This is a genomic window from Catenuloplanes japonicus, assembly GCF_000717135.1.
Lineage (GTDB): Bacteria > Actinomycetota > Actinomycetes > Mycobacteriales > Micromonosporaceae > Catenuloplanes > Catenuloplanes japonicus.
Genome location: NZ_JNXY01000015.1, coordinates 13480 through 38932, shown reverse-complemented (window position 1 = coordinate 38932; position 25453 = coordinate 13480). Strand labels below are relative to the sequence as shown.

Sequence of the window (25453 nt, the reverse complement as noted above, 5' to 3'; positions counted from 1 at the left end):
CCGCCAGGGGCAAAGGTCCCCGCCCGGCGCCCAGCATCGATGGTCTTAAGGCCCTTATCCATCGCGGTCAACACGCCTACGGTGGCCTTTCCGGAGGTGAACGACATGACACAGTGGCACGCGGGCAGCGCGTCCGATCCGATGACCGCACCGCTGCCTACCGCGCCGGCGACCGCTCTCATCGGTCGCGGCACGCCGGATGGCCGAAGAGCGCGTCAAGCGGCTGCCGGTCGTGGACGACCTGGGCCGTGTGATCGGCATCGTCACCCGCTCCGGCCTACTCGAGGTGTACCTGCGTGAGGGTTCGGAGCACGTTCCCTACGATCGCGTGAACGGGGTCGCGTCATGACGGGACTACTGATGCAGGGCCTCTACGAGCTCAAACGCCGGATGTACCCGGGTAATCGGCCGGGCCGTCTGGCCAGGGCGATGATCCGGCTCGACGCCGCCCAGTTCGCCCTCGGCCTCGCACCCCGGCGCGCCGCCACGCTGGAGGTCACCGGCCGTCGCACCGGCCGCCCGATCGCCGTACCAGTCGTCGTGGTCTTCCTCGGCGAACACCGTTACCTGGTCTCGATGCTCGGCGAACACGCCAACTGGGTACGGAACGTCCGCGCTGCAGGCGGCCGCGCGGTCCTTCGCCGCCGCGGACGCGAACCGGTGCGCCTGACCGAAGTACCGGCCCTGGACCGGGTGCCGATCATCCGCCGCTACCTGCAGGTCGCACCGGGCGCACGCCCGCATCTGCCGGTCACCGCCCGCTCACCGGAACCAGACCTGTGCACGGCCGCCACCATCATCCCGGTCTTCCTCATTGATGCGGACGGGTGAATCGAAGCGTGGATGACGTTGAGCGCGTCAACAATTCCCATCGCCAGGTGGGCACTGGCGAACTCCGCTGTCCGAGGTCGGTATGCCCGGTCGCGCCCCTCGACGCCGTCATGACGCTGCCGGCACTGCTCTCGACGGCCGGGTCTTGCGCGGCGCCGGGTTCCGGGTCCCGGCGTCCGCCGTGGGCCGGGAGCCGTAGTAGGCCACGTGCATCAGCTCCTGCATGTCGTCGAGCATCGGCATGCGCGGGTTCGCGGGCGCGCACTGGTCCTCGTAGGCGTTCAACGCCTGCTGCGGCAGCGAGGCCAGGAACGTGTGCTCGTTGACGCCGGCCGCCCGGAACGACGCGGGGATGCCGACGTCCTCCCGCAGCCGCTCGATCGCGACCGCCAGCGACTCCACACCCTCCGCCGGGGTGGCGGCGGGCAGGCCGAGCATCTGGGCGATCTGCTGGAAGCGTTCCGGTGCGCGGTAGCTCTCGTACTTCGGCCAGCCGGTCAGCTTGGACGGGACCGTGCCGTTGTAGCGGATCACGTGCGGGAGCAGGATCGCGTTGGTACGGCCGTGCGCGACGTGGAACGTGGCGCCGAGCGTGTGCGACATGGCGTGCACGATGCCGAGGAACGCGCTGCCGAACGCCATGCCCGCGATCGTGCCCGCGTTGTGCATCCGCTCCCGCGCCTCCGGATCCGACCCGCCGTGGTGGACCGCGCGGGCCAGGTGGCCGAAGATGAGCCGGATCGCGTGCAGGGCCAGGCCGTCGGTGAAGTCGCCGGCGTAGACGGACAGATGATCGTCGTCGGCTCATACGGCCGTGGTGACCTGCGGGGCGCACGGCGGGGTCACCACCACCTCGGGGTACCTCTGCCGGAAGTCGGTCAGCAGTTCGCTGAGCCGGGCCCGATCGTCAGCCGTCGGCTCGGCCGACTCCGATGCGTGCAGCCAGGCTGCTGCTGGTGCAGGGTCAACGTCTGGCCGCGAACTTCGCGCCCTGGTCCGATGACCGGCTCTGCCGGCGTGCGAGGGCTCGGCGCTGGTGCCGAGGTGGGAGACGGGATGCGGCGTGCCCCCTGGTGGATCTTGTCTGTGGTGGTTGATCGACCACCACCGGGCGTCCTTCGTCGTCGATACGCTCGATCGCAGGCCCGTGGCGGCGGGTGATCCAGGAGGTGTGCTCGTGTGCGTACCGGCTATGCCCCGGCGCGTCGTCCCGGCCGTGTCCGTACCCGCGGATCCGCAGCGTGAGTCCGTACTGGCCGGCCAGCCGGCTCTCGCGTATCTCACCTGGATCCCGTCATCCCCCGGCATGGCGGCCGGTGAGGCGCCGAGACGGATCACCCTGGTGCTCGCGGCTCTGTGATGTCGTCTCCGTAGCCGTCCTGGACTGCTGTGACGTCCGCCTGTGGAATCCACAAGAGAGGTTCGTGTCATGACATCGTCGGACGGCGGGCGAAGCGGACGCGTCCGCGATCTTCTGGCAGCCTGGCTCCGGCTGACCTGGCACGGCAGGCTTACCTGGGCGGCGCTCGCTCTCCTGCTGGTCGCCGGGCTGCCCGGGATGTGCGTCACCGGACAGCTGTACGCAAGCAGCCACCTGGTCGAGGTGGAGCGCGGCGAGCCGATCCGGTTCACCGCGACGGAGGGCGAGCGGGTGACGCTGGCGCTCCGGGTGGCGAAGAGCGTCAACAGCTACTGGCAAGCACCCCGGGGCGTCGTCATGACCCTCGCGGGTGACGGTGACCAGCAGCTGGCGCCACCCCGCAACGACGGCTGGGGCGATTCGATCCTCACGGACTCGTCCGCGGAGGAACAGCTGATCGTCCGGGCGTCGATCACCGTCCCGGCCGCTCCCGGCACGAAGCGGCGCACCGTGACGGGCGCCATCAAAGGAGACGTCTCGTATCCGGTAGATGCCGGCGGGCGGGAGTTCGTCAGCGAGTCGGTGAGTGTCGCGGCGCCGGTGGAGATCACCGTCGTGCCCACCGGAAACAGCGGCGGGTCCCGCGGAACCGGACCGGTTCTCACCTTCGTGTACCTCGATCTCACGCTCGGGTTCCTTCTCGTCGGTCTGGCAGCGACGGCGCTCGCCGCCAACCTGCGGCGACGCGCCCTGGCCAGGCGCGGCCAGCCACGTGAGGGCGGCGGCCTCTCCGGGTTCTGGATGGGGCTGTTCGGGCTCGCATTCAGCGGCGCCCTGTTCCTCGGCGGGCTCAGCACCGTTCTTCAGCTCGGATCCGGGCTCTACCGGACCCTCGGCGAACGCGCCGTGCTCGATGCACCCGGGCCGATCATCTGGGCGCCGGTCACCGTGCCCGCGCTGCTCTGGGCGGCGACCGTCATCGGCATGTCCGCCCTGGCAGCGAAACCGGCTGATGAACCGGCACCCGAGACCGGCACAGGAAGCTGACGGACGGACCGTACCCCCTGGTGGATCTTGTCTGTGGTCATGGGATGAGCTGCATGCACACGCCGGAGAGGACCGGCGATCGCGGTGAACGAGGTGGCCCCGGCCGGAATCGCCCGGGCCGGGTGTGGCAGCCGAGTCCGGTCCGCCGGGCGCTCAGGTCACGGCGGCGCACTGCTTGATCTGGTCGAAATTGCGGCGGGCGAGATCGGCACGCCAGCCGGTCAGCGGTGCGGTCCGGCCGTTGCGGATGAGTTCCACGGGCACCAGGTCTGCCCGTACCACCGAGCGGTCCTGGATGTCGAGCCGCAGCAGGCCGGAGCGGGAACTGAACTGCTGATACAGCGGATGGTGGTAGAAGAGCAGATTGCCGAGGCCGTAGGCGATGTAGGCGTCACCGGCATGCCCGGCGCCCTGCAGGGCGTGCTGATCGGTCACACCGACCCCGGCGACCGGGAGACCGCCGCACGCCAGGCACTCGACCTGATCTGGACGGGCGTCGAGGCACGCGGTTGACCGAGGCCATGGCGGCCGGGTTCGCGCCGTGTCCCGGAATGGGACGGCGCGGCCGGTAGAGCCTCCGGCTCGACCTCCGGAACCGGATCGACATCGCGCTGTGGGCGACGCGCACGGCAGGCCCGTTCCCGCCGGACCAACGACGGTGATCGCCATCCGGTTCCCGTGCGGTGGCTACCGCGGCGGGTCGATGCTCCACAACCGGATGGTGCCGTCTGCCGAGACGCTCAGCAGCTCGCGCTCGCCGGCGCGCAGGCGCAGAGATCGCAGCGGGCCGGTGTGGCCGGTCAGCGCGGCGCCGACCTGCTTCTGGTCGCCGTGCCGGGTGAGGTCCCACAGGCGGAGGGACGGGTCCGCCGGGCCGCCACCGGTCACCGCGAAGCGGCCCTGCCGGTCACAGCAGACGGCGGTGACCGCGTCGGTGTGTCCGGTGAGCCGCGCCTGCGGTGCGGCCGGGGTCTGCCACACCCGCACGACGCCGTCGGCGTAACCGCCCACCAGTGGCCGGCCGGTCGTGCCGGCGGCGATGCAGGTCACGTCGGCGGGCCCGATCATGCCCGCGACCCGGGACGAGAATCCGGTGCCGTCGGCCATGTCGGCGTACTCCCTGATCCGCCCGTTGACGCCGGCGGTCACCACCATCGTGCCGTACCACAGCACCGCGTTCAGCCGGCCGTCGCCACTGCCACCGGAGCGGCGGCTGGAATGGTCGACGGCGTCCCACACCCGCACGTACCCGAACGTGTCGGCGGCGGCCACGTACCTCCCGGTCGGGTCGAACCGCACGCAGGTGACGGTGCCGTGGTAGACGGTGAGCGGCTCACCGAGCGCCGACCCGGAAGCCGCGTCCCAGAACCGGACGGTCTGGTCGTCACCGCCACTGACCAGCACCTTTCCGTCCGGGGAGAAGTCGATGCCGGTGACCCGGCCCTCGTGTCCCGTGATGACCGGCGCCGACTCCCGGCCGGAGGTCACGCTCCACCTGCGTATCGTGCCGTCGGCTCCGGCGGTCGCCACGAGGTCGGCTTCGGACGGGTGCAGGGCCACCTCCCAGGCGTCGTGCTGGATCGCGGACCCGATCAGCCTTCCCGGCCGCGGGTCCGGTGTCGTCCGCAGGGCGCGGTAACCGCGATAGCCCAGCCAGCCGGCCAGCCCGGCGGTGGCCGTGCCGAGGGCTCCGCGTACCAGCAGGTCTCGGCGGCGAATGCCGGGTCTGGGCACGGCAGGATCGTGGCCGGCGCCACCGTCCACACCCGCCTCGGCGCCCGGCCGCATGCGCGTCTCCGATGGCTGCGGCTGCTCCGCCTGCTCCGGTGTCTCCGCCTGCTCCGCCGTTCCCGGCTTTTTCGACGCTGCCGGCCGCTCCGGTGCTTCCGGCGGTGTCGGCGCCTCCGGTTGCTCCGGCTGTCTCGGTGCCGTGACCGGGTCCGGAGCCTTCCGGGGCGGCGAGCCGGCGACGGCGTCACGGTGGGACACGCTCTCCGGCAGGTACAGCGCGCCCTCGGCCACCAGCAGCTCCGGCTGATCCAGCACTGCGGGCGGCAGCCGCAGCGTGCGATGCAACAGCGAAGCGGCCAGCGGTACGCGGGTGGCGCCGCCGACCAGCAGCACCGTGCCGATCTGCTCCGGTGGCACGCCCGCCGCCCGGACGGTCGACACGGTCAGCGCGGCCGTGCGGTCGAGCAGCGGCCGGACGGCGCGCTCGAACTCCTCGCGGGTCACGTGCGCCACCCGGCTGGCGATCGGCACGTGAATCTCGGCCATCGGGTGCCGGGACAGCTGCTCCTTGGCCATCCGGGCCGATCTCCACAGCTCCCGCCGTGCCCGGTGCTCCTCCGTGGTGCGCGGCCAGTCCAGCGCGTTCCAGCTCTCCGCGTCGGCATCGCCGCGGATCAGCGAGACGACGACGGCATCCAGGTCGAGACCTCCGACGTCGTCGAGGCCGTCGCTCGCGAGCACCTCGAAGGATCCGGTCCCGTCCGGCTGTACGACCGAGACGTCGCAGGTGCCGGCGCCCAGGTCGTAGACGACCAGCACCCGATCGTGGCGCAGTGCGCGGCCCGGCGCCGTGCGCAGATACGCGGCGGCCGCGACCGGCTCCGGCACCAGCACGCACTCCCCCAGGCCGGCCTGTCGCGCCGCGTCGGCCAGCACGCCGAGCCGCGCCCGGCCCCACGCCGCCGGATGCGTCAGCACCACCCGCTGCGGCGTGCTGCCACCGGTCGCCCGGCGCGCCTCCTCCGCGACGCGGCCCAGCACGGCCGCGACCACGTCCACGACCGCGACCTCCCGGTCACCGAGCCAGACGGCACCGTCGCCGACGCGCCGTTTCGGGTTCGGCTCGAAGCGCGACGGGTCCCCCATCGAGGCCCGCTCCGCGTCCACGCCCGTGAACAGCGTCCCGTCCGGCGCCGCCCACACCGCCGAGGGCAGCAACGGCGAGGCGTCCAGCAGCAACGGCCGCACCCCGCCCCCGGGTGAGGCGAGGAAACCGACCGTACTCGTCGTCCCGAAGTCCACGCTCAGCCGGTATCCGTCCGCCCGCATCGCATCAGGATGCCAGCCACCGGCTAGTTCCGCGGATCAGGCCAGGCCCGAGCACGCTGAGCGCGTGCAGCACCGATCACCTCGGCATCGTTCAGTGGTCCCGTGCACCGTCCATGACCTCGACTGCGACGCCGGTCCCCTGGAACACGTCACACAACCGGCCGACGAACGCCTGCCCGTCCGCGAGGTGCAGGCCGCCGCTCACGGATGGCCGATTCGCCATGGTGAACTCCACCCTGACGTAGTCGGCGCCGGTCGAGGCCGTGGAACCCGGCGGCGAGCCCGGCCAGCAGGTGACCGTCACCGCGCTCAACTCTCCGATCGGGACCGTCCGCCTCCAGAAGATCCACACGATCCGCATCCGGGTCGGCGCTTCCAGCGGCCACCATTCGCACCGCAACACGTCCGTCGGCAGGCTGACGGCGACGAACGACCCGGCGAGCAGGACAGCCGCCACGGCCCACACCACGAACGGCATGGACCCGCCGTCCGTCATCACGATGAGCCCGCCGGCGGGGCAGCACGCCAGCACCGCCGCGGTGGCCACCATCGGAAACACCGCCTCCCGCAGACCGCGCCACCTGCTGTCGAAGATCAGCACAGCGGCGCCACGCGGATGCCGCAGCACCCCCGCCCCGCCACCCATGCCTCACACCCCGCCCCATGGCCGCCGCATCGCACAACATGAGGCCACGTCCACTCCAGATCCGCACAGCTTCATCGCCGACACCACGCCCTGATCTGCCGAGATGAGTGCACCGGGCTTCACCATAACGAAAGTTGCGCCAATCGATTCGCCGCGTTAAGGAGGCGGCAGATTCTTGCGCCTTTGTCTGTGCTGGTGAGTCACGTGACAATACTCACCTATTGATTCCTAGTCATTCCCTGCCCAGTCGCGCGCCAAGGGGTATGCGATGCCGGTCGTGGATCGGTCTCGACGAGCGACGGTCAAGCAATGCACCGGACCGCTAGGCATGCATGGAGCGTCGTTGTGCGTTAAGAGTGCAACGACCGCCGCTGAATACTACTGTGGTGACATGGGAATCAAAGTACGACCGGCAAAACCGGGTGAAGGGCGAGATGTTGCGCAGCTCTTGGCGGTCGCAGCGTTACCGCGACCAGGGCTGGCCAACACCATTGACAACAATGAACTTATGATGGCGCCTGGAAATCCTGTCGAGTGTTATCTCGTCGCATACGAAGACCTCAAGATGGTAGGCGCCGTAGGTGCCAGCCCTCCATGGAACTGGCTGACCGAATTGGGAAAGCATGGCCTAGCGCGGGAAGAGCAGCGGCGCATAGGGATGATCATCGCTAAAATTGTCAGCGTTGTGGTTGAGCCGGACCATCGCCGACAGGGTGTCGGGCGCAAGCTTTTGCTCCACACAATCGCCTTCTATCGCCAGCATCACTACAAATGGATGTACGGGCAGTTTAGCGACGACAGTCTCATCGAATTCTATAAAGAACTGGGATTCACGGTTTCGGACCCAGACCAGCCGCTTAACGTTCCTGTCGGAATCCGGACCAGCATGCTTGGCGGCTCGGGTGAACGGTGGTTTTCCATGCTACTTTAAGGCATAAGAGCGTAATTTGTAAAACAGTCCGGCGACCTAGTTAAACTTCAACCCGGACGCAATTCACGCGCATCCCACTCAATTGAATCGGGACTCGCTGTCCCAACTCGGCCCCACTTCTGAGCGCAGGATCGTAAGCGCTCATCTGCCGCGGACAGGGTGGGCGTGGTGCGTCGTTGATGCGTGCCGGGTAGCCTCGCAGGGTGCTGGTAGTCCTTGATGGTCGCCGAGTGAGCTCGGAGGCCGATCTGCATCGTGAACTGGCGAGGCTGCTTGACTTCGGCCCCTTCTACGGTGCGAACCTGGATGCGTTGTGGGATCGACTGAGTACCGACGTTGAACGGCCGATGCACCTTCTGTGGACTGATTCAGGGACCAGCCGGGCCGCGATGAGCCCCCTATCGTTCGAGCGTGTCGAACGGATCCTTCAGAAGACCGTCGAGCAGGACACCGGCTGGTGCCTGGAAGAGCGCTTCACTTACGAACTCGCATGATGCACGCTGCTCGCCGACGCGCTCTCATGCCGCTGATAGTGAGCGAGCTGTCTGCGGCGCGAGCCGTCATGTTTGCTGGACGAGGCGCGGCGGCATGTCGTGATGTGGCTTGCTGTGGTTGGTGTCGGCAAAATTGTCACGTCTTGGCTTGGTGGCCGTACCGTCGTAGCCGTACAAACGAACGGTGTGGGATGACCTTGAGCAGATCGCCTGGCACCGGCTGAAGCACAACTACGGCACGGCGTCCGACGTACCCGGGTGGCTTCGTGGCTGTGCCAGTGACGACGCCGGGCGGGCCGCGGCGGCGCTCGACGACTTCGACTCGGCCGTTTACCACCAGGGTGGCTGGATCTGCCCGGCTGCGCCGGCGGCCCTGCCGTACCTTGTCGACCTCGCCGCCGGCCGAGCGGTCCATCACCGCCAGATGATCGTGAGGTTAATCGCCGAATTCATCGACGAGGCCGCACTCGTCGATCGAAGGACCGTCGATGCGGCTTGGCCGGCCGCCGTGGAGCGGGAGATCCCGCGCCTGACGGTTTTACTGGACGACCACGAGCCGGCCGTGCGGCGTGCGATGACATGGCTGCTGAGCAGGAACGGACTGCCGCAGCAGGCGGTCACCACGGCGATCTGGCGGCGATGGCACGTGGAGGACGACCGAGTCGCCCGCTGGGATCTCATCGCAGCGTTCGGCGCGTTGCTCGAACGGGACCGCGACGCCGGTGACATCCGCACGCTGTTGCACGAACTCCTCGACGACGCCGATGTGCAGACCGGGCTCGCGGCCGTGCACGCGCTGGCCGGCACCGACCCGGACGTGCCGCTGACCCGTGCGCCGCAACTGCTGGCAGCGATCCGCGACCCCGGCATCGGAGCCTGGCGGAACTCCGCGTGGTTCGGTACATCCATCATGGACCGCACCGGCCATCTGCTGCAACGCGATCCGGTCGTGGCGACCGGCTTCATCCAGGCCCTCGGCGGTGGATCCGGCCGTGACGAGCGGAACGCAGGCCTGCAACGCGCTGCTGCCCTGCTCGCACAGTGGCGGACCCCGCCGCCGGCACTGCACGACTTCCTCATCGAGCGGCTCGCTGACGACGACGCCGAGGTCCGGTTCCGCGCCGCGTTCCTACTCGCCTGCGCGCCGTCATCCACGGCGGCCGATACCCTCGCCACCCTGGCCACCGACACCAGTGTTTGTGGCTCCCGCTGGGGCGCCACGGTGGGCGATGCGGCGGTGTGGGCGCTGGCCCGCCTCGGCGACGCCCGCTGCGTGCCTCTGATCAGGCAGCAGCTGGCCGGATCCCGGCTCGGCTTCGCCCCGAACGGCCGGTTCTACACGACACCACCGGGATCGTGGGACGGGTTCTGGCTGCCCGCCGTCGACGAGGCACTGACCCCGTTGGCCACGCACGCTGCGAGCCTGGTGCCGGCCGTCCGGGTCGGTTCCTCGCGCGCCCTGTGCCGGTTGCTCGGCGCATGGGGTGCGGCCTCCGCGCCGGCGGTGCCACAGCTCGTACTCCTGCTCGATCGGCACGACCGCCAGGTGGCCGCGGCGGAGGCACTCGGCGGCATCGGACCGGCTGCCACCGACGCAGCCACCGACCTGCGACGGCACGCGTCGATACCCGCCGCGGCGTGGGCACACTGGCGGGTCACGGCCAACCCGGCGCTCGCGTTGAACGCCCTGACCGGCGTCACTCACCCTCACGACCTGCACAGACTGGGTGACCTCGGCCTGCTTGCGGCAGGTGAGGCCGACAGACTGCACCGGCTCTCCCGATCAAAGGACGATTGGGTACGGATGGAAGCCGCATACGCCCACTACCGCGTCACCGCCGATCCGGCCCTCGCGGTCGCCGTTCTCACCGAACTCGCCGGCCCTCTCATCGACGGCACCTGCTCTCCCGTGATGATCACCGCACTGGAGCGTCTGGCCGCGATCGGCCCCGCGGCCGAACCCGCCCACGTGATCGCACGCGCTGTCCTGGACAGTCCGCAACGCCTGTCCTACTTCGGCGGCTGGCACGTCTTCAAGGAGGACGAGCACCTGCGGTCACATGCCACCACCCTGCTCAGCAGAGCCGGCCGCCTGTGAACCATCACCACCTGCCTCCCGCCGCTCGCGTCAGATCCCGGCGTGCCAGGTCCGGCCGGTCATGCCACGCCTCCGCGATGTCCAGATCACCGCCCACCACGCCGATCCGAAGACCACCATGCGCTACGACCGCGCCCGCAAGAACCTCGACCGGCACTCCAACTACATCCTCGCCGCCTACACGGCCTCCGGCACATGACAGCGAGCGATGGTCCAGACCGAGCGACTCTGCCGATGAGCGGATGTCGACGGATGCCTCGCCAGGAAGCCGCAGGGCTATCGTCTGGACGTGGTCTCTGATCAGCCTCCGATGCTGCCAACGGTGGAACAGCTTGAGTCTTGGGCCGGCCGGGGGTGTGTCGCGCGCGCGAACGAGACAGACGTGGCGCTGTGGCGAATCCCGCAATCGGAGAAGGCCGCATTGATCTTCAGTGGCGTGCCGCTGCTCGGCGGCATCGTCGAAGAGGTCTCTTTTCACGCGGCATCGTCGATGTACCGGCTGGCTTTCGAGTCCAACGGCGGGTCCGCGCATACCGCCTGGGAATACGGTGCCGTACCGGGCACCGGTGAGGTCCGGCTGTGGCGGTCGGACGGCCGGGGAGGTAGTTCATTTGTGAACTCCTCGATCAGCCAATGGTTGTGCGCGCTACACCTGGTCGGCACCTGCTTCGCCGAGTCGGCCGCCCTCGGCCGGTACGACGAGAGCGTCGAGGCGGAGGATCAGGCAGTCGCCGAGCTTGCCGATCTACTGCGCCGGATCGAGGCCATCGATCCGGCTGCCATCGCAGACGGCGATCACGAGCGGCAATTCTGGCCCGCTGTGCTAGATCGGTGGCTCTTTTGATCTCGGTCAGCCTTCATCCGCCTCTGCCATAGTCATAGTGCAGCCTTCACTGTTCAGACCGGCCGCCGACAACTCTGGCTCGATGCGCCGGCGTTGACGCCGTTCCGCCGCTTCCGGGCGGCAGGCCCTTGTCCTGGGCGGTGACGACGTGTTGCCCTCGGAACGGCTGTTCCTGCGGTGGGGCCGCGGCCCACCCTTTTAGATGGTCATGGCCGCATTACGGCCAGCACTTACGGTGCTCCGTGGTCTTCCCAGTTCTCGGCGCAGACGCGGGCTCCGCTGACCACGGTGTCCCCAACGCGGTCAGCCCGCACGTACATGTTCAGTCCGTCCGGCCCCAGGTCTCCGCTGCAGCCGATGATCAGGCCGATCTCGTCATTGTCGGCACGCTGGATCAGCGTCGCGTCGATGCGCGACACCGGCGCCCCCACCAACTCGATGCCCTCGTAGCAGACCCGGGGACCAGTGCGCCCGTGCACGGTGACAGCGCCCAGGACGGGCAGGCGACTTCCCAGATCCCAGTAGTGCGCGGTCACCCCGGTATGATCGAAGCGGTCGCGGGTCAGAATCCACTGGCCGCTCTTGCCGGAGCCCGGCCACGGAAAATGACCATGCCGGACCGCGGGCACCTCGCCGCCCAGCGCGGCCATCACCTGCTGCGCATCCATGTCGAACCGAAGGGGACCGATACTTTCCAACGGCGTCCAGTCCCAGCGCGGGCGGTCCCGATCGGCCTTCAATGCCCACGCCCCCGGGTTCGGCTCGCGCGTGCGGACATCGATCCATTCCAGGACCGGCGGAGCGTGGTACGGATCCGCTGCCAGCTGGGAGCACACCGGCAACGCATCGGTGATCACCGCGTCCCGGCGTTCCCAGTAGCCGGCCGGCGACAACCCCCACTCCTGGACCGCGCCCATGGAGATGCCCCACGACTGCGCTTCAGGATCACCGCTCCAATTGACCCGGACCACGGCTCCTTCCTTGATGTGCGAGCCGGTCGAGCTCCGCCCGGACCTGTGAAGGAGCTCGGGCGATGAGCTGCACATCCCGGAACCGAAGCAGTGGCCCGTCCATCGCATCGACCGCCACCGCCACCAACCGGATGCCGTGCGCGTAGATCGCCGTCACGCCGACCTCGCCGTACCGCCCCCAGCACGTGCCGGCTTCCCTGCCGCGGGAGACCCCGGCAACCGCCCGACCCAACACGGCTTCGACCTGCTCAGGGCTCATGCCGAAACGCAGCGGCCCCACCGCTACCCGCGGATCGAGTATCCACTGCTCCCGGCCCCCAGGCCTTCTCTTCCACCAGCGCATCTCAACCCCGCTCACTTCTACAACCCCGGCCGATGATCGGGAGCGATCACCGTAAGCGGGCCCTCTGACAATTCAGACCCAGCGCGGGCATCAGCCGCGCATCGCGGCTGCATGACCTTCGGGCGTGCGCCGCCCTGACACTCGCCTGACAGGGGGAACGGCAGCAACGCCGGGTCACGTCAATAGTGGAGTGCGAGAACCGGCTTAGCGCTGGCGAGGTGCCCGGATCTGCCGCCGACCGCGCCCGGTGGCCTACGTGACCGGTCATGGAAAGTGGCGCGTGCCGGGGCGGCTCGACGGGCCCTCGGGCCGGGACCAGTGCATGAGCGGCGCGGAGACGGCGAAGGCTTGGGCACAGGGCACCCTGATCTACGTGTCGCTGTCGTCGGCCGGTAGTGGGCTGCCTTGACGACTCACTTTCATTTTGCAAGTATGCTGGCATGAGCCTGTTCATCACCTGCCCGGTCGAGAGCGTGGAGCGCGCGACCGCCTTCTACACCGCTCTCGGCTGGACGCTCAACGCCGAGATGTCGGATCACAACGTGTCGTGCTTCGCGATCGCGCCCGAGCAGTACGTCATGCTCGGCAGCCGCGAAATGTACGCGAGCGTCGGCGGCGTCGAGGACCTGGTCGGAGGGCCGGACACCCCCTCGAAGGTGACCGTCTCGTTCGACCTCGGCAGCCGCGAGGCGGTCGACGAGCTCGTCGACCGCGCCAGCGCCGCCGGCGGACGAATCGGCGACACCGACGACTATCCCTTCATGTACCAGCGCCAGTTCGATGACCCCGACGGCTACCACTACTCACCGTTCTGGATGAAGCCGAGCGCCGATCCAGCCGAGTGAGCGACCTCGCCGCGGCACTCGACATCGTCGGCAGCCGGTGGGCACTGCTCATCGTGGAGCGGCTGCTCGAAGGGCCGCAGCGCTACGGCGACCTACAGCGTGACCTCGGCGCACCGACGAACATGCTCGCGACCCGCCTGCGCGAACTCGAGGCGGCCGGGGTGCTGTCCCGACTTCCTCTTCGGCACAACACCCGTGCGTACGCGCTGACGGAGCGCGGGCTGGCACTACGAGACGCAATCGTCGCACTCGAACGTTGGGGCGCCCAAGAGACGTAACCCCACGCCGTGAACCGGGTGAACGCCAGCGGGAACTGCATCGCCTAACGGCCACGAAGCCGACGTCGCGTTCCAGCGTGCACCATCCGCTCATGCCGCCGAGCGCGCGGTGCCGCGATGACCGTCGGCGAGTGCGTCGAGAGTGGTCATGGGCGGGTGGGGCAGAGATATCTGTCCCAGATCTGTGCCGTGCGGTAGGGGCCGTCGCCTGCGCAGTCTCGCTGTGGCTCGTCGAAGCGCACCCAGTAGTTGAGCTCGCCGGGCAGAGCGAGGTGATGGCGGACCGGCTCCGGAGCGCCGAGATCGTCGATCACGCCCTCGAACTCTTGCATCCATGGGCCGTCCCAGTCGGTGTCCTTGACGACGCGCACGCGTGTGCCCGCAGGCAATGCATCTGTCGGCCATTCGGCTGACATGGGACGCCCGATGACCTGCTCGATGGCAGCCCGGTCCGCGGAGACGCGGTCGTCTCGCCCCGGGTGATCCTGCATCGGAGCATCATCGGAACCACCAGGCCAAGGCCGCAATCCATTTCAGGACGCCGCCCTCGGACGTGGCCTCTGCCGAGATCGGTGCGCTCGTTCATGTCGTGAGTGAGCGGGAAGGTGCAGCGTTGGGTCGATCGCCCTCAACTGCCGCCGATCGTGCGCGGCCATCCCCACTGCCGGAGCGGGCCCGGCGTGCCGAGACGACGGGGGTGGCTCGGCCGTCCGCTACCGTTGGTGCATGGTCGCTTCCGCACGGCTGGCGGTTGTTTCCGGCGGCGCGACCGGGATCGGCCGGGAGGTCGCCCGCATGTTCGCCGGGCGCGGGGATCGGGTGGTGATCGTCGGACGGCGGGTGGAGCTGCTGCGCCAGGCCAGTGAGGACATCAATCGGACGGCCGGGGCTGACCTGGCGATCCCGGTCGGCGCCGACCTGACGGATCCGGCGCAGGTCCGGCGTGCCGCGGACCTCATCGCGGATCTGGGCGAGGTCGGTGTGCTCGTCAACAACGCCGGCGCGGCCGTCACCCCGCCCGCGGGCGACGGGCTCGACGCCCTGGCCGCCTCCTGGCGCCGTGATCTGGATGCCAGTCTGCTCACCGCAGTACTGCTGACGCATGCGCTGCTGATCATGATGAGCCGCCCTGGCGGCCGGCTCACCATGATCAGCTCGGCGGCCGCGCAGCGCGGTGGCGCGGGCCCGCACTCGGCCTGCTCCTACGCGGCGGTGAAGGCGGCGCTGCACGGCTGGGCCCTCGGACTGGCCAGGCAGCTCGGCAGGGATGGCATCACGGTGAACGTCCTGGCACCCGGCTACATTCAGGACACCGGCATCTTCCACGGCCAGGACACCCCCGGCTTCGTGGCGACCAAGATCGCCGACACTCTGGTCGGCCGGCCGGGGACACCGGCCGACGTCGCGGCGGCGATCAGCTATATTGCCTCGCCCGAGGCCGGATACCTCACCGGGCAGATCATCGGCCTCAACGGCGGCGCCGTTCTCGGCCGATAGGCGCTGCGCCGGCCGCTCCGACCCGGAGCGGCTTCGTGCCGTGACCGCAGGCGGCCTGCGCCGATTCCTCGAATGGATTCGCGGCGCCGTCGTCCACTTCGCCGTCGCCCGCGCACCGGGCGATGTCTGAGGCGCGTTCGATCAGCACCGGCTACGGGAACTCTGCTGTCAGAACCGCGTCGGTGAAGGCGTCGACGTCGCGCGGAGGTGCAAGCTCCAACCTGTGGATGTCGTCGAGCGGTAGACAGAAACCCGGCCGGATACACAGCTCGTTCAGCAGCCCTTGGGCGTCGGAGTCCAGATCGTCGCGATATCCCAGAGGTCACAACATCTCAGGCGGACAACCGTCACCGTGCGAGGTCCCAACCACTGATCGCGGGAGAACCACCCGCTTCCGCCGCCGAGCGTACGCGACCGCAAAACGGATCCGTCACGCATTGCGACACGGCCTCGAAACGACCCGACTCACCCTTGTGCCGAGAACCGTGCGTCCCGCAGGCCGATGTCTACGGGAGGATCCGGCCACCGTCCTCGCCGTGCAAGCCGATCAAGGTAATCCAGCAACTCTGCCTCGCTGCGCAACAGGCGTTCGCGCTCGGCAACCGGCAGTCCGTCGAGGAGGTCCGTGAGCTGCTCGGCACGGGAAACATGCACCATGGCGCCTGAGTACTCCCGACAGCGCGAACACCAGGCCAGGCCGATGCAACGCTCAAAGAAGCGGTGGGTTGACGAGTAGAAACGGTACCGGTAGGAGCGGATCTCGCCGTCGCATGCGACCTCACGACGGGACAGGCCCCCGTGGAGCACGCCTACCTTGGTCCACTCCCAGCCGGTCGCCCTACGCCCCACGCCGGCATCCTCCCAGCGCGAAACGCTCAGTCGCCATCCGGATCTGCCGCAGGCCGGCTCGCGGCAGGCCCGAACTCTGCGATGCTGGCGCCGGACCTGCCGAAGGTTCGGCGGTGATGTGATCAGACAATGTGGTCACAGAGCGGCGAGCAGGTGCGACCGAGGCGGTGGCCAAGTTCCTGTAGTAAGTTTCCGAGCCGTTCGACCTCTTCAGGAGTCGGTGGTGTGATGGGGGCACCGCCCGCGATATGTTCCCCCACCTCATATAACGTGCCGTAGAGGTCCTCGGCGGTAGCTCGGTCGAGTCGCATTGTGATGTCATCGGTCACGCGACGAAGTTACTCTCATACCGCTGTCGGTCGGTGGCGGAGGAGCCGATGCTGCGGCATGTCGTCGTTCGAGGTCTTCGGCCGCTCGCGGCGGACGGTGTTCCCTGGCGTTGATCCGCGGCACTGCTGAAGACCACCCGGCCGCGGGCAGCAGCTCCACGTCGCCGCTGGGCCGGCGAAGGTCCGAACATGATCAGGTCGGGATACGGCCTGCCAGAACCGCCCCGGTCGTCTGCATGGCCGGTCCGATGGTGTGAGGATCGAGACTGTGCTCGGCCGCGACGGTCGTCGCCAGACAGTCTCCCCACGTCGCCGCCCATAACGACGCCAGGTCATCGTCTGGATCGAGGTCCTCAGGCCTGCCAGGGATACCGAAAGCGTCCAGAAGTCTCCGCCCGACGCCGAACGGCTCGCCGATGGATAACTCGCGTCTTCCTCATCCGCGCCGCGCAGGTCGTCTATCGACGGTGACCGACATTATGAGGTCGGTCGCCCGCCGTCTTCCCGGCGGCGACGAGAGGACTCAGGGCGTGGCGGGCAGCCCGGTGCGGCACAGCTCAAGGGCGTCCCGGGCACCGCGGAGGGCCGTGATCACCGTGGGCGAGGGATGCACGTGCACCTCGGCGAGGTCGAGGCCGCCTGATCCCTCGGTGACCGGGTAGGCCAGTTGCTCACGCCCGAGCCGGAACTGGGCGTCGATACCGGCGCGGTTGCCGCGCGGATCCTGGCGATGCCAGCCGCCCGCCAGGTATACGGCGACCAGGCCGTGCAGGAACGGTTCTCCACCGTCGCTCAGCTGCTGGTAGCACAACCCAGCCGGAACGCCGGCGGCCCGGACCACCGCCGCCAGCAGGTGGGACTTGGCGTAGCACAGGCCCACGCCGGCGCTGAGCACCTCACCGGCGGTGACGGTGATCCGCGGATCCTGGGCGTCCACGGAATGCCGGATCCGGTCACGAACCCACTCGAACGCGGCCCGCGTGAAGTCGACGTCATCCGGATGTGCCGCACGGAGTTCATCGGACAGTGCCCGCACCGCCGGATGGTCCACCTCGACGACCACGTCACCGCCCAGGTAGTCCGACGGTTCACCCGCGATCAGCTGCACACCTGTTCCTTCCCGCTCGGCCGGCCGGTTCGAGGACTCGGACCCGTCACAGCCGTCCCGCATTGCCTTCGGCCTCCGGACGAGCGTAAGACAGCGGCGCCCGTCGCAGACCGCGGATCGCCGGGGTGAGCAGCAGTGCGGCGCAGACCGCGACGCTGACCGCGCCGGAGAGCAGCAGCAGCTCGCGCGGGTCGACGATCTCCGCGACCGGCCCGGCGAGCGCCTGCCCGATCGCCACCCCGGACACCGAGCCGGCCACCTCGTACGCGGTGACCCGGTTGAGCACGTCCGGCGCGACCTGGGTCTGCACGCTCGTCGACCACATCACCGACCAGAACGCCCACGCCACGCCGCCGATCAGGTGGCCGGCCATCAGCAGCGGCAGCGGCAGCTCCAGCGCCACGGACAGCGGGATGCACGCGAACCCGGACATGGCGATCCCACCGGCGGCGAGCGGGTGCGCCGGCCGCAACCGGATCGCGATCAGGCCGCCGAGCACGGTGCCGGCGCCGAGCCCGGCCATCACCCACGCGAACGCGACGTCCCCGAGGCGCTCCCCGATCAGGCGCGAGCCCAGCGGCACGTACGGCCCGAAGACCAGCATCCCGAAGAAGACCCAGATCAGGATGACCGACCACATCCAGGCGCGGGACCGGAACTCCGACCAGCCACGACGCAGGTCGCCGAAGAGCGAGGAAGAGCCGATCACGGGGGTACGCCCGGGAAGGCGCAACAACACCAGGCATAGTCCGCTGATCAGGAACGTGGCCGCGACCACGGACTGGGTGGCCAGCCGGACCGCGTCCGCGCCGACCATCATCGTCCGGGCCCCGATCCGGTCCGCGAAGACGCCGCCGAACAGCACGAAGAGCACGAACGGCGCGGTCCACACGGCCAGCACCGAACCGACCCCGGACACGCCGTGGATCGCGCCGACGGCGAGCGCGGTCACGACCGGCAGCATCGCGTCACCGGGCAGGGAGACGGCGCGGGCGCCGAAGTACAGCGTGAAGTTCCTGGTCCACAGCCGGCCCGGCGTCGTGAGCAGTGCGGTGCGCATGGTGTCCCATTCTGGGCGTGCGACGGGTCACCCACAGGCGCTGGGCAGGACGTCCATTGGGTACATTCACGCCATAAGGCACCGCGTCGTCGCGCTCGTCGACCCGCCGCTGGAGATGTACCGGGTGACGAGCGCGTCCGCCGTCTTCGGCGACCACGGGCCGGACATTCCCGCGCACTACGACTGCACGTGGTGCGCCGGGCCCGATCCGTACCACCCTTGGGGTGGATGTGATCGTCGACCACGGCCTGGAGGCGCTGGCCGTGGCGGACACCGTGCTGATCTCCGGCTGGCACGCCGGCCCGGACGTGCCCGACGAGGTCGGGGCTGCTGTTCTGGCCGCGCACCGCCGTGGGGCGCGCATCGTCGCGATCTGCTCCGGCGTCTACGTACCCGCGAGCCTGGGACTTCTCGACGGCCGGGCCGCCGCCGTGCACTGGGAGATGACCGCCGACGTGGCCGCCCGGTTCCCGCTGGTCCGGGCGCACGCGTCCGTGCTCTTCGTCGACCACGGGGACGTGGCCACCGCCGGCGCGTCCGCCACCACCGTCGACCTGTGCCTGCACCAGGTGCGCCGCGAGCACGGCGCGGCCCTGGCGATGCGGATCGGCCGGCAGCTGTCCGCGTCACCGCAGCGGGAGGGCAGCCAGCGCCAGTTCCTGCGGCTGTCGACCACCGGCCCGATGCCCGACTCGCTGGCGCCACTGCTCGACTGGATCACCGCGCACCTGTGCCGGCCGCTCACCATCGAGGACATGCCCGCCCACGCCGGCCTCTCCCCGCGCACGCTCACCCGCCACTTCACCGACCAACTCGGCGTGTCCCCCGGCCGTTGGCTGCGCGACCGCCGCATCGCCAGCACCCGCGCGCTCCTCGAGGAGACCGACCTGCCGGTCGGCGCGATCGCCGCCCGCGTCGGCCTGTCCTCCGCCGTCAACCTCCGCCGCCACTTCCGCGCCGCCCTCGGCACCACCCCGGCCGCCTACCGTGACTCGTTCCGCCGTTCGGGAGACCAGAAGCAAGAGCAGACACAGCGCGGGTACGACCTCAACGTCGCCTCCGCCTGAAGCGCCCGGCGTAGGCCGGCCTGCTTCCCCTCCCTGACCGCTGCTCGCTTGCGCCCTGCTCGGCGGTCAGCCACGGCGGCGGCGGGAACCGGCCGAGTACCTGAACGTTCCGCTGATCAAGCTAGCCACGGTCATCAGAGCATCGGGCCGGGTACTGGTTTCGTTCGTAGGGGCTCGTCGGCGGCATACGTCGGGCTCGGCTCGTGGAATGCTTCGCCCGCCCATCGCCTGCGCACCGGGTCGGCGCAGGCGTCCAGAAATGCGTGCGCCGCGGCCGCGATGTGCTGCCGATGGACGGCCAGCTCCGGAACTCGTACGAGTACCACCGCCGCGGTGATCGCCTCTTGCCGAACACCGGGGTGAGGGTCGTCCAGAAACGCGACGGCGGCATCGTACATCTGGGACCGGAGCTGCCGGACCGCGTGCCAGGCCGAAGAGGGTGACTCCAACGGCGAGCATCCGGCGAGCTCGACGAACTCACCGACACGGACATCGCCGACCGCGTCAGCCATCTCCGACAACCAGGTCAGCAGATGCCCTCGCAACGGCCGGAGTCTGCCGTCCGGGCTGCGGATCACCGTGTCGCCGCCCACCTTGCGGTCCAGCAGTGCCAGCGCGTACCGGACGGCCGGCGCTGCAGGCGCGAATACGTTCGGGTACTCGATGAACGCGGTCCACAAACAGGAAAGGCCGACCGTGGCGGCTTTCGGATCCTCAGCAGCCAGGCTGTGCAACAGCGCCCGCATGTCGGGGTCCGACCACAGGTGCTCCTCCGCCTGGCTTGACCGCACGATGTCGTCGATCATGCCGTGCAGGTCGGCCCGGTTCTCAGTCACGGCAGCATGATGACACGGCGTTGTGGAGCGGTAGCGGTCGCTGCATCCGCAAGATGATCGGCCGGCCGCCCTGGAGAACCTGATGGCCGCGAAGGTGGCCGGTCTTCCGGACGCCTGGCGCCGCGACCTGCTCACCTGGGCGCGCCTGTTACGCGCCGGGAGCCCACGCAGCCGACGCCGCGACGAACTAACCGTTCGGGCCTACCTCGGCCTCGCTGCGGACGCCGCCGCGGCCTGGCCACACTTGCGCGAAGTGACCCGCGACGATGTCCTCGCCTACCTCGGAACGCTGAAGGGATCACGCCGGGAGAGCGCCGCCACGGCGTTGCGAGCAATGTTCCGGTGGGCCAGGCAGCACAAGAGGATCTTCCGCAACCCCACCCATGCGATCTCGATACCGAGTGCCCCGGACACGATCTGGCAGCCGTTACGCTCGGAGGAGATCACCGCCAGCATCACAGCCGCTACCGCCCCGCAAGCCAGGCTCTGCGTGATCCTCGCGGCCGTCCACGCCGCCCGGCCAGGTCAAATCCGTGCTCTGCACCTCGACGACGTCGATCTCGCCAACCGGCGACTCACCATCGCCGGTAACAGCCGCCCACTCGACGAGCTCACCACCCAAGCCCCGCTCTCGACTGGCTGGCCTACCGGCGCGAGCGCTGGCCGGGCACAGCCAACCAGCATCTCCTGGTCAGCAGCGCCAGCTCGCTAGGTCACGCGCCGGTTAGCGCCACCTGGATCCTCAACCTGCGTGGCCTGCCGGGCACCCTCGAGCGGCTGCGCATCGACCGCCAGCTCGACGAAGCCATCACTGCCGGAGCCGATCCACTTCATCTGGCCGCGGTCTTCGGCTTCAGTGAAGGGTGGGCGGCCAACGCCCGCCAACTCCTCACCAACTCCGGCTTGCGGCGGTAGCCCACACCGTCCCGTTGATCCCGACCGTGGCTCCGGCCCACAGCCCGTCATGGCTCACGAGCGGTTTTCGCGGGCGATTTCAGCGAGGACGCGACGCTTTCGCGAACTGCGCCGCCTTGATCCGTTCGGGCAGGATCCGCTGGCGGATCGCGGCACGCCAGGTCGCGCGATCGCCGCCGATGACATGGTCGCGGCCGGCCATCAGCCCGGTGAAGCCCTTGGCCGCGACAAGCTGGGGGTCGTTCTTCCACGAGTTGTCGCCGAACCGGGTGCCGCCCATCCCGGCCCGGGCGTGGAACTCGGTGGCGGTGGCGCCGGGCAGCAGCGCGGTGACGGTGACTCCGGTGCCGAGAAGTTCCTGACGTAGTCCCTGGGCGAAGGAGTACACGAAGGCCCGGGTCGGGCCGTACACCGTCTCGTACGGGGTGGGGGTGGTCGCGGACAAGGAACTGGTGAACAGGATCCGGCCGGCGCGGTTGGCAACCATGTGCCGGGCGATCGGCTTGGCGAGTCTGACCTGGGACACGACATTCAGGTTGATCTCGTCGAGTTCGTCGGCGAGGTCAGTGTCGACGAACGCGGCACCGCCGAGGCTGACGCCCGCGTTGAGCATAGCGATCGCCAAGGGCCGGCCGGTGGCGGTGACGGCATTCCAGACCTGATCGACGCCTTCGGCGGTGCGCAGGTCGGACTGCACGGCGGTGACCTCAACGCCGGTGCCCGCGGCGAGGCGGGTGGCGGAGTCGTGCACGCGCCCGCTGGCCCCGGTGATGATGACGTCGTGCCCGTGTCGGGCGACCTGCTGGGCGAGGGCGTAGCCGATGCCGGCGGATGCGCCGGTCACTATGGCCAAGGGTCGTGTAGCGGTCATGGGATAGATCCTTACCGGTTGCGGTCGGGAGTGGGGATGCGGGGCGGCGTTGGTGTGCCTGCGGCTGGGTGCACCCGGCCGCAGGACTCGGCAGTGATCACACCGGCGTTGCGGCGGAGGTTCGGTCGTACCCGTCGGCCGGCACCAGGTTGTCTGGCGTCTCCACCGACCTCGCCGTTGATCCGGAGTGACCGCAATCCGCAGTTTTGCTGCTTTAGGCGGCGTCGCGGTCGGCGCTGCGGCTGATCGCTTCCCGGGCGGCAATGTCGGCGCGGACCGTGTCGAGCTTCTCCAGTAGCCCGTCGTAGGCGTAGTTGCCCAACGGCAGCCGCAGCGGCGGCTGCGGGTCGTGCGCGACATCGACGATCGCCACCGCCGCGCGGGCCGGGTCGCCGTCCTCCTTACCGGCGCCAGCGCGGAACCCGGCGCGCTGGGTGCCTGCGGTCGGCGCGTAGTCGGCGATCTCCGCTTCGGGCGTCACTTCCGCAGCGGAGTTTCCCGCCCAGTCGGTGGCGAACCCGCTCGGCTCGACGAGCACCACCTTGATGCCGAGCGGAGCGACTTCCTGAGCGAGGGCTTCCGACAGGCCCTCGACGGCGAACTTGGAGGCGTTGTACCAGCCCACGGCCGGGAACGACCGCACCCCGCCGACGGAGGAGACGTTGAGGATGCGACCCGAGCGGCGGGCACGCATGCCCGGCAAAACGGCGTTAGTGACGGCAGCCAGCCCGAACACGTTGATCTCCATCATGCGGCGGATCTCGGCCTCGTCGCTCTCCTCGACGGCGGCGAAGTAGCCGATGCCGGCGTTGTTGAACAGCACGTCGATACCGCCGAAACGGGCCTCGGCCTCGGTCGCGGCAGCGACGACCTGCTCCGGGTCGGTGACATCCAGCGGCAGGGTCAGGACGTTGTCGCCGCCGACTTCCTGCAGGTCCTTCAACGCCTCGACCGCGCGGGCGGTGGCCACGACCCGGTCACCGTTGTGCAGGGCGCGCAGCGCGACCTGACGTCCGAAGCCACGGGAGGAACCGGTGATGAACCAGGTGAGCATGGGGTTTGCCTTTCCGGTGGTGACGGCAGCGGTCGCTGCCTGCCACTCCACGAAAGCCCAGCTCCTATCGGTGCAAGAAGGGTCGCTCGACCATAGGACTCACCGGCCCACCCTCGCGCTGCCCGGTCGAGTCACAATCGGTTCATGCCGACCAACCGGGCGCTGAGCGCCTTCCTCACCGCCAAGCGGGCTGCGATCACTCCCGCCGCCGCAGGCGTCCCGGTGACCGGCCCGCGCCGTGTCCCCGGGCTGCGCCGCGAAGAGGTCGCATTCCTGTCCGGCGTCAGCGTCGACTGGTACATCCGCCTCGAACAGGGCCGGCAGATCACCCCGTCGGAGTCCGTGCTCAACGCGGTCGCCCGCACCCTCAAACTCGACCCCGCCGAACGCGAATACCTGTTCAACCTTGCCGGGCACCGCCCCACCGGCGGCCGCGGCACCGGACCACGCCCCGGAGTACGGCCCGGTGTGGCCCGGATGATGGCTACCTTCACCAACCAGGCCGCGTTCGTCCTCGGACCCCGTATGGAGATACTCGCCGGCAACCCATTGACCTGGGCACTCATCCATGACTTCCCAGCCGAGCCGGACGACCGGCGCAACCTGCTGCGCTGGCTGCTGACCGAACCGAGTGCCAAAGACCTCTACGAGGACTGGGCCGTCATCGCCTCCGAGATGGTCGGCGTGCTGCACATGGAATCCAGCGCCCGCCCCGGCGACCCGGACATCGCCGCACTCGTCGGCGAACTCGCCACCCGCAGCCTCGAATTCCGCACCTGGTGGGCCGAACCCAACCCGCAAGGCCGCACCTCCGGCACCAAACGGTTCAACCACCCGGTCTCCGGGCCGCTGCGCATTGACTGGGAAGCCTTCGTCCTGCCCGACGACGCCACCCAAACCCTGTTCATCTACACAGCCGCGGACACCGCCTCACAAGACGCCCTGGCCTTCCTCGCCCGCTGGCGTTCCGGCTCCCACGATGCAGCCAACCCGCAAGGCGAAGGACACGGCACCAACGTCCGCCCCTAATCGCAACAGGCGCCTCGGGCCACGCACGGCGTCGCAGCACTCACTGATCGCTCGGGTGAGTTCGAACCCGAGTGCCCGAATGGCATGATGAGCCGACTGGACACCCGGATTCGCCATGCGAGCACTTGGGTTCGCCGGAACTCGCGGAGATTATCGGACGGACGAAGATGAGAACGTCCTCGTGAGCAATAAGGTGCATGGGAACGTTCCGGCTTCGGGCCTTCCTGACAGCATCGAGCTGAAAGAATGTCGGCCGTGGGACAAGCCGTTCGTCGCGGACGGCGGCGAGCAGTGCGACACATCGCTCGGTGGGCACCAGCCCTGCGCGCTGGCCGGCTCCGATGACCGCTGACGGCAGGTCGATCAGTTCTCCTTTGTCGCGCCACGGGCGCGCGGTGACGACGACGGTCCCTCCGGGCCGGAGCAGGACGGCGCAGGCGCGGAGGATCCCGGTGAACGCTTCGGTGAGTCCGGCATGGTCGTGGTGGGCGAGGTTTCCGCGGTCGGTGCCGTCGTTGTAGGTGTAGTCGGTCTTGGAGACGCCGTCGTTTCCGAGGCGGACGTTGCCGTGGGTGTGTGGCCCGTACGGCGGCGAGGTGATGATCAGGTCGACGGTGCCGGTCAGGGCTGTCGGGATCAGGGAGAGCAGGCGGGTGGCGTCGCCGCGGATGACGGCGGCGTGTCCGGTGGCTCCTTGCTGGTGGGCGTGGGTGACGTTGGCGTCGGCGATGTCGGACCAGCGGCTCTCGAACTCGACGCCGATGGCGTCGCGGCCGGCGTGGACCGCTTCGACGAGGGTGGTGCCGATGCCGCACATCGGGTCGAGGACGAGGTCGCCGGGTTCGCTGTAGGTGGTGATGGCGTGGGCGGCGATGGCGGGGAGCATCCGGGCGGGGTGCCGGACGGTGTCGCGGACGTATCGGCCGCGGCGTTGTGCGGTTCCGGTGCGTTGGGCGGTGGCCCACACCGACAGCGGCGTCGGGGGTGTGTGCTGTCCGGGGTCGGCGGGTTCAGGCACGGTTCTTGCCCTGGCGGCTCGGCGGGGTGGGGATGAAGACGAGCAGGTCGGTGTGGGCGCGCCGGTGGCTGG

29 protein-coding genes are annotated in these 25453 nt (G+C 69.3%); 15 read left to right on the top strand and 14 right to left on the bottom strand.

Annotated features, from left to right (window positions below; all coding sequences use genetic code 11):
• Window positions 1-199 precede the first annotated feature (199 nt).
• Both OP04_RS51905 and OP04_RS20930 read left to right on the top strand, forming a co-directional pair.
• Window positions 200-349: a CBS domain-containing protein gene (locus OP04_RS51905; protein ID WP_085066631.1), complete on the top strand. Its 150-nt coding sequence runs from the start codon at window positions 200-202 to the stop codon at window positions 347-349.
• Complete coding sequence (locus OP04_RS20930; RefSeq protein ID WP_232323673.1) at window positions 346-831, top strand: nitroreductase/quinone reductase family protein; 486 nt, start codon at window positions 346-348, stop codon at window positions 829-831. The genes OP04_RS51905 and OP04_RS20930 overlap by 4 nt, the downstream gene beginning before the upstream one ends.
• Before the next feature lie 108 nt (window positions 832-939).
• On the opposite strand, the gene OP04_RS20925 is transcribed toward OP04_RS20930, so the two are convergent.
• A complete protein-coding gene (locus OP04_RS20925) occupies window positions 940-1620 on the bottom strand; it encodes a bifunctional acetaldehyde-CoA/alcohol dehydrogenase (protein ID WP_085066630.1) in 681 nt (226 codons plus the stop codon).
• A gap of 388 nt (window positions 1621-2008) precedes the next feature.
• On the opposite strand from OP04_RS20925, the gene OP04_RS53510 reads away from it, so the two are divergent.
• Together OP04_RS53510 and OP04_RS20920 are read left to right on the top strand one after the other, a co-directional pair.
• Complete coding sequence (locus OP04_RS53510; RefSeq protein ID WP_157240116.1) at window positions 2009-2191, top strand: hypothetical protein; 183 nt, start codon at window positions 2009-2011, stop codon at window positions 2189-2191.
• A 69-nt stretch (window positions 2192-2260) separates the two neighbouring features.
• Entirely contained in the window at window positions 2261-3238 is a 978-nt protein-coding gene (locus OP04_RS20920; protein WP_033341463.1) for a hypothetical protein, read from the top strand.
• 153 nt (window positions 3239-3391) lie between these two features.
• On the opposite strand, the gene OP04_RS20915 is transcribed toward OP04_RS20920, so the two are convergent.
• From OP04_RS20915 to OP04_RS20905, 3 genes are all read right to left on the bottom strand, one after another.
• Window positions 3392-3673, bottom strand: a complete 282-nt coding sequence (locus OP04_RS20915; protein ID WP_033341462.1) for a hypothetical protein — start codon at window positions 3671-3673, stop codon at window positions 3392-3394.
• 252 nt (window positions 3674-3925) lie between these two features.
• Window positions 3926-6298, bottom strand: a complete 2373-nt coding sequence (locus OP04_RS49870; protein ID WP_051798457.1) for an Hsp70 family protein — start codon at window positions 6296-6298, stop codon at window positions 3926-3928.
• Between the two features lie 91 nt (window positions 6299-6389).
• Complete coding sequence (locus tag OP04_RS20905) at window positions 6390-6944, bottom strand: hypothetical protein (protein WP_033341461.1); 555 nt, start codon at window positions 6942-6944, stop codon at window positions 6390-6392.
• 391 nt (window positions 6945-7335) lie between these two features.
• Here OP04_RS20905 and OP04_RS51900 point away from each other — a divergent pair, with 391 nt between their 5' ends.
• The 5 genes from OP04_RS51900 (at window position 7336) to OP04_RS20885 (ending at window position 11311) form a co-directional block, all read left to right on the top strand.
• Window positions 7336-7875, top strand: coding sequence for a GNAT family N-acetyltransferase (locus tag OP04_RS51900; protein WP_198153915.1), 540 nt, complete (start codon window positions 7336-7338; stop codon window positions 7873-7875).
• A 203-nt stretch (window positions 7876-8078) separates the two neighbouring features.
• A complete protein-coding gene (locus OP04_RS20895) occupies window positions 8079-8369 on the top strand; it encodes a barstar family protein (RefSeq protein ID WP_033341459.1) in 291 nt (96 codons plus the stop codon).
• A gap of 184 nt (window positions 8370-8553) precedes the next feature.
• Window positions 8554-10467, top strand: coding sequence for a hypothetical protein (locus tag OP04_RS20890; protein WP_033341458.1), 1914 nt, complete (start codon window positions 8554-8556; stop codon window positions 10465-10467).
• 61 nt (window positions 10468-10528) lie between these two features.
• Window positions 10529-10666 (top strand): hypothetical protein, encoded by a 138-nt coding sequence (locus OP04_RS53505; RefSeq protein WP_198153914.1) that lies wholly within the window; start codon window positions 10529-10531, stop codon window positions 10664-10666.
• A gap of 123 nt (window positions 10667-10789) precedes the next feature.
• Window positions 10790-11311 (top strand): SUKH-4 family immunity protein, encoded by a 522-nt coding sequence (locus tag OP04_RS20885; protein ID WP_198153913.1) that lies wholly within the window; start codon window positions 10790-10792, stop codon window positions 11309-11311.
• A 230-nt stretch (window positions 11312-11541) separates the two neighbouring features.
• Here OP04_RS20885 and OP04_RS54745 read toward each other — a convergent pair whose 3' ends face one another.
• The gene (locus OP04_RS54745) at window positions 11542-12282 is read right to left on the bottom strand and encodes a hypothetical protein (RefSeq protein ID WP_198153912.1); all 741 of its coding nucleotides are present in this window, start codon (window positions 12280-12282) and stop codon (window positions 11542-11544) included.
• A 783-nt stretch (window positions 12283-13065) separates the two neighbouring features.
• On the opposite strand from OP04_RS54745, the gene OP04_RS20875 reads away from it, so the two are divergent.
• Window positions 13066-13470 (top strand): VOC family protein, encoded by a 405-nt coding sequence (locus OP04_RS20875; RefSeq protein WP_033341456.1) that lies wholly within the window; start codon window positions 13066-13068, stop codon window positions 13468-13470.
• Window positions 13467-13748, top strand: a complete 282-nt coding sequence (locus OP04_RS20870; RefSeq protein ID WP_033341455.1) for a winged helix-turn-helix transcriptional regulator — start codon at window positions 13467-13469, stop codon at window positions 13746-13748. Before OP04_RS20875 ends, OP04_RS20870 begins: the two co-directional genes overlap by 4 nt.
• A 146-nt stretch (window positions 13749-13894) precedes the next feature.
• Here OP04_RS20870 and OP04_RS20865 read toward each other — a convergent pair whose 3' ends face one another.
• A complete protein-coding gene (locus tag OP04_RS20865) occupies window positions 13895-14239 on the bottom strand; it encodes a hypothetical protein (protein WP_198153911.1) in 345 nt (114 codons plus the stop codon).
• A gap of 235 nt (window positions 14240-14474) precedes the next feature.
• Between OP04_RS20865 and OP04_RS20860 the strand changes: the two genes are divergently transcribed.
• Window positions 14475-15245 carry an SDR family NAD(P)-dependent oxidoreductase gene (locus tag OP04_RS20860; RefSeq protein ID WP_033341454.1) on the top strand — a complete coding sequence of 257 codons (771 nt, stop codon included), beginning with the start codon at window positions 14475-14477 and terminating at the stop codon, window positions 15243-15245.
• Between the two features lie 465 nt (window positions 15246-15710).
• Here OP04_RS20860 and OP04_RS20855 read toward each other — a convergent pair whose 3' ends face one another.
• The 4 genes from OP04_RS20855 to OP04_RS20845 all read right to left on the bottom strand — a co-directional run bounded on the left by OP04_RS20855 (window position 15711) and on the right by OP04_RS20845 (window position 18591).
• Window positions 15711-16094 (bottom strand): hypothetical protein, encoded by a 384-nt coding sequence (locus tag OP04_RS20855; protein WP_033341453.1) that lies wholly within the window; start codon window positions 16092-16094, stop codon window positions 15711-15713.
• 122 nt (window positions 16095-16216) lie between these two features.
• Window positions 16217-16423: a hypothetical protein gene (locus OP04_RS51895; RefSeq protein WP_085066627.1), complete on the bottom strand. Its 207-nt coding sequence runs from the start codon at window positions 16421-16423 to the stop codon at window positions 16217-16219.
• Window positions 16424-16946: 523 nt separating this feature from the next.
• On the bottom strand, window positions 16947-17531 hold the full coding sequence (locus tag OP04_RS20850; protein ID WP_033341452.1) for a transglutaminase-like domain-containing protein: 585 nt from the start codon (window positions 17529-17531) through the stop codon (window positions 16947-16949).
• 46 nt (window positions 17532-17577) lie between these two features.
• On the bottom strand, window positions 17578-18591 hold the full coding sequence (locus tag OP04_RS20845; protein ID WP_051798448.1) for an MFS transporter: 1014 nt from the start codon (window positions 18589-18591) through the stop codon (window positions 17578-17580).
• Window positions 18592-18815: 224 nt separating this feature from the next.
• Between OP04_RS20845 and OP04_RS48560 the strand changes: the two genes are divergently transcribed.
• A complete protein-coding gene (locus OP04_RS48560) occupies window positions 18816-19658 on the top strand; it encodes a GlxA family transcriptional regulator (protein WP_063746652.1) in 843 nt (280 codons plus the stop codon).
• Window positions 19659-19792: 134 nt separating this feature from the next.
• On the opposite strand, the gene OP04_RS49855 is transcribed toward OP04_RS48560, so the two are convergent.
• Window positions 19793-20494 (bottom strand): hypothetical protein, encoded by a 702-nt coding sequence (locus OP04_RS49855; protein WP_051798446.1) that lies wholly within the window; start codon window positions 20492-20494, stop codon window positions 19793-19795.
• 82 nt (window positions 20495-20576) lie between these two features.
• Between OP04_RS49855 and OP04_RS48555 the strand changes: the two genes are divergently transcribed.
• Window positions 20577-21206, top strand: a complete 630-nt coding sequence (locus OP04_RS48555) for a site-specific integrase (protein WP_051798443.1) — start codon at window positions 20577-20579, stop codon at window positions 21204-21206.
• 282 nt (window positions 21207-21488) lie between these two features.
• Here OP04_RS48555 and OP04_RS20825 read toward each other — a convergent pair whose 3' ends face one another.
• Both OP04_RS20825 and OP04_RS20820 read right to left on the bottom strand, forming a co-directional pair.
• Window positions 21489-22253, bottom strand: a complete 765-nt coding sequence (locus tag OP04_RS20825; RefSeq protein WP_198153910.1) for an SDR family NAD(P)-dependent oxidoreductase — start codon at window positions 22251-22253, stop codon at window positions 21489-21491.
• Window positions 22254-22494: 241 nt separating this feature from the next.
• The gene (locus OP04_RS20820; RefSeq protein WP_232323672.1) at window positions 22495-23385 is read right to left on the bottom strand and encodes an oxidoreductase; all 891 of its coding nucleotides are present in this window, start codon (window positions 23383-23385) and stop codon (window positions 22495-22497) included.
• Window positions 23386-23478: 93 nt separating this feature from the next.
• Between OP04_RS20820 and OP04_RS20815 the strand changes: the two genes are divergently transcribed.
• Window positions 23479-24363, top strand: coding sequence for a helix-turn-helix transcriptional regulator (locus OP04_RS20815; RefSeq protein WP_033341448.1), 885 nt, complete (start codon window positions 23479-23481; stop codon window positions 24361-24363).
• Window positions 24364-24403: 40 nt separating this feature from the next.
• Here the strand turns inward: OP04_RS20815 and OP04_RS20810 are convergent, their stop codons facing one another.
• Window positions 24404-25381: a TRM11 family SAM-dependent methyltransferase gene (locus OP04_RS20810; RefSeq protein WP_232323671.1), complete on the bottom strand. Its 978-nt coding sequence runs from the start codon at window positions 25379-25381 to the stop codon at window positions 24404-24406.
• Window positions 25382-25453: the final 72 nt, after the last annotated feature.

Bases quoted from the DNA above. Each gene is read 5' to 3' on its own strand.
- OP04_RS51900 (WP_198153915.1), top strand. From the start codon at position 7,336: ATGGGAATCAAAGTACGACCGGCAAAACCGGGTGAAGGGCGAGATGTT.
- OP04_RS20930 (WP_232323673.1), top strand. From the start codon at position 346: ATGACGGGACTACTGATGCAGGGCCTCTACGAGCTCAAACGCCGGATG.
- OP04_RS53505 (WP_198153914.1), top strand. From the start codon at position 10,529: ATGCCACGCCTCCGCGATGTCCAGATCACCGCCCACCACGCCGATCCG.
- OP04_RS20875 (WP_033341456.1), top strand. From the start codon at position 13,066: ATGAGCCTGTTCATCACCTGCCCGGTCGAGAGCGTGGAGCGCGCGACC.
- OP04_RS20815 (WP_033341448.1), top strand. From the start codon at position 23,479: ATGCCGACCAACCGGGCGCTGAGCGCCTTCCTCACCGCCAAGCGGGCT.
- OP04_RS51905 (WP_085066631.1), top strand. From the start codon at position 200: ATGGCCGAAGAGCGCGTCAAGCGGCTGCCGGTCGTGGACGACCTGGGC.
- OP04_RS48555 (WP_051798443.1), top strand. From the start codon at position 20,577: ATGGCCGCGAAGGTGGCCGGTCTTCCGGACGCCTGGCGCCGCGACCTG.
- OP04_RS49870 (WP_051798457.1), bottom strand. From the start codon at position 6,298: ATGCGGGCGGACGGATACCGGCTGAGCGTGGACTTCGGGACGACGAGT.
- OP04_RS20865 (WP_198153911.1), bottom strand. From the start codon at position 14,239: ATGCAGGATCACCCGGGGCGAGACGACCGCGTCTCCGCGGACCGGGCT.
- OP04_RS20905 (WP_033341461.1), bottom strand. From the start codon at position 6,944: ATGGGTGGCGGGGCGGGGGTGCTGCGGCATCCGCGTGGCGCCGCTGTG.
- OP04_RS20845 (WP_051798448.1), bottom strand. From the start codon at position 18,591: ATGCGCACCGCACTGCTCACGACGCCGGGCCGGCTGTGGACCAGGAAC.
- OP04_RS20920 (WP_033341463.1), top strand. From the start codon at position 2,261: ATGACATCGTCGGACGGCGGGCGAAGCGGACGCGTCCGCGATCTTCTG.
- OP04_RS20860 (WP_033341454.1), top strand. From the start codon at position 14,475: ATGGTCGCTTCCGCACGGCTGGCGGTTGTTTCCGGCGGCGCGACCGGG.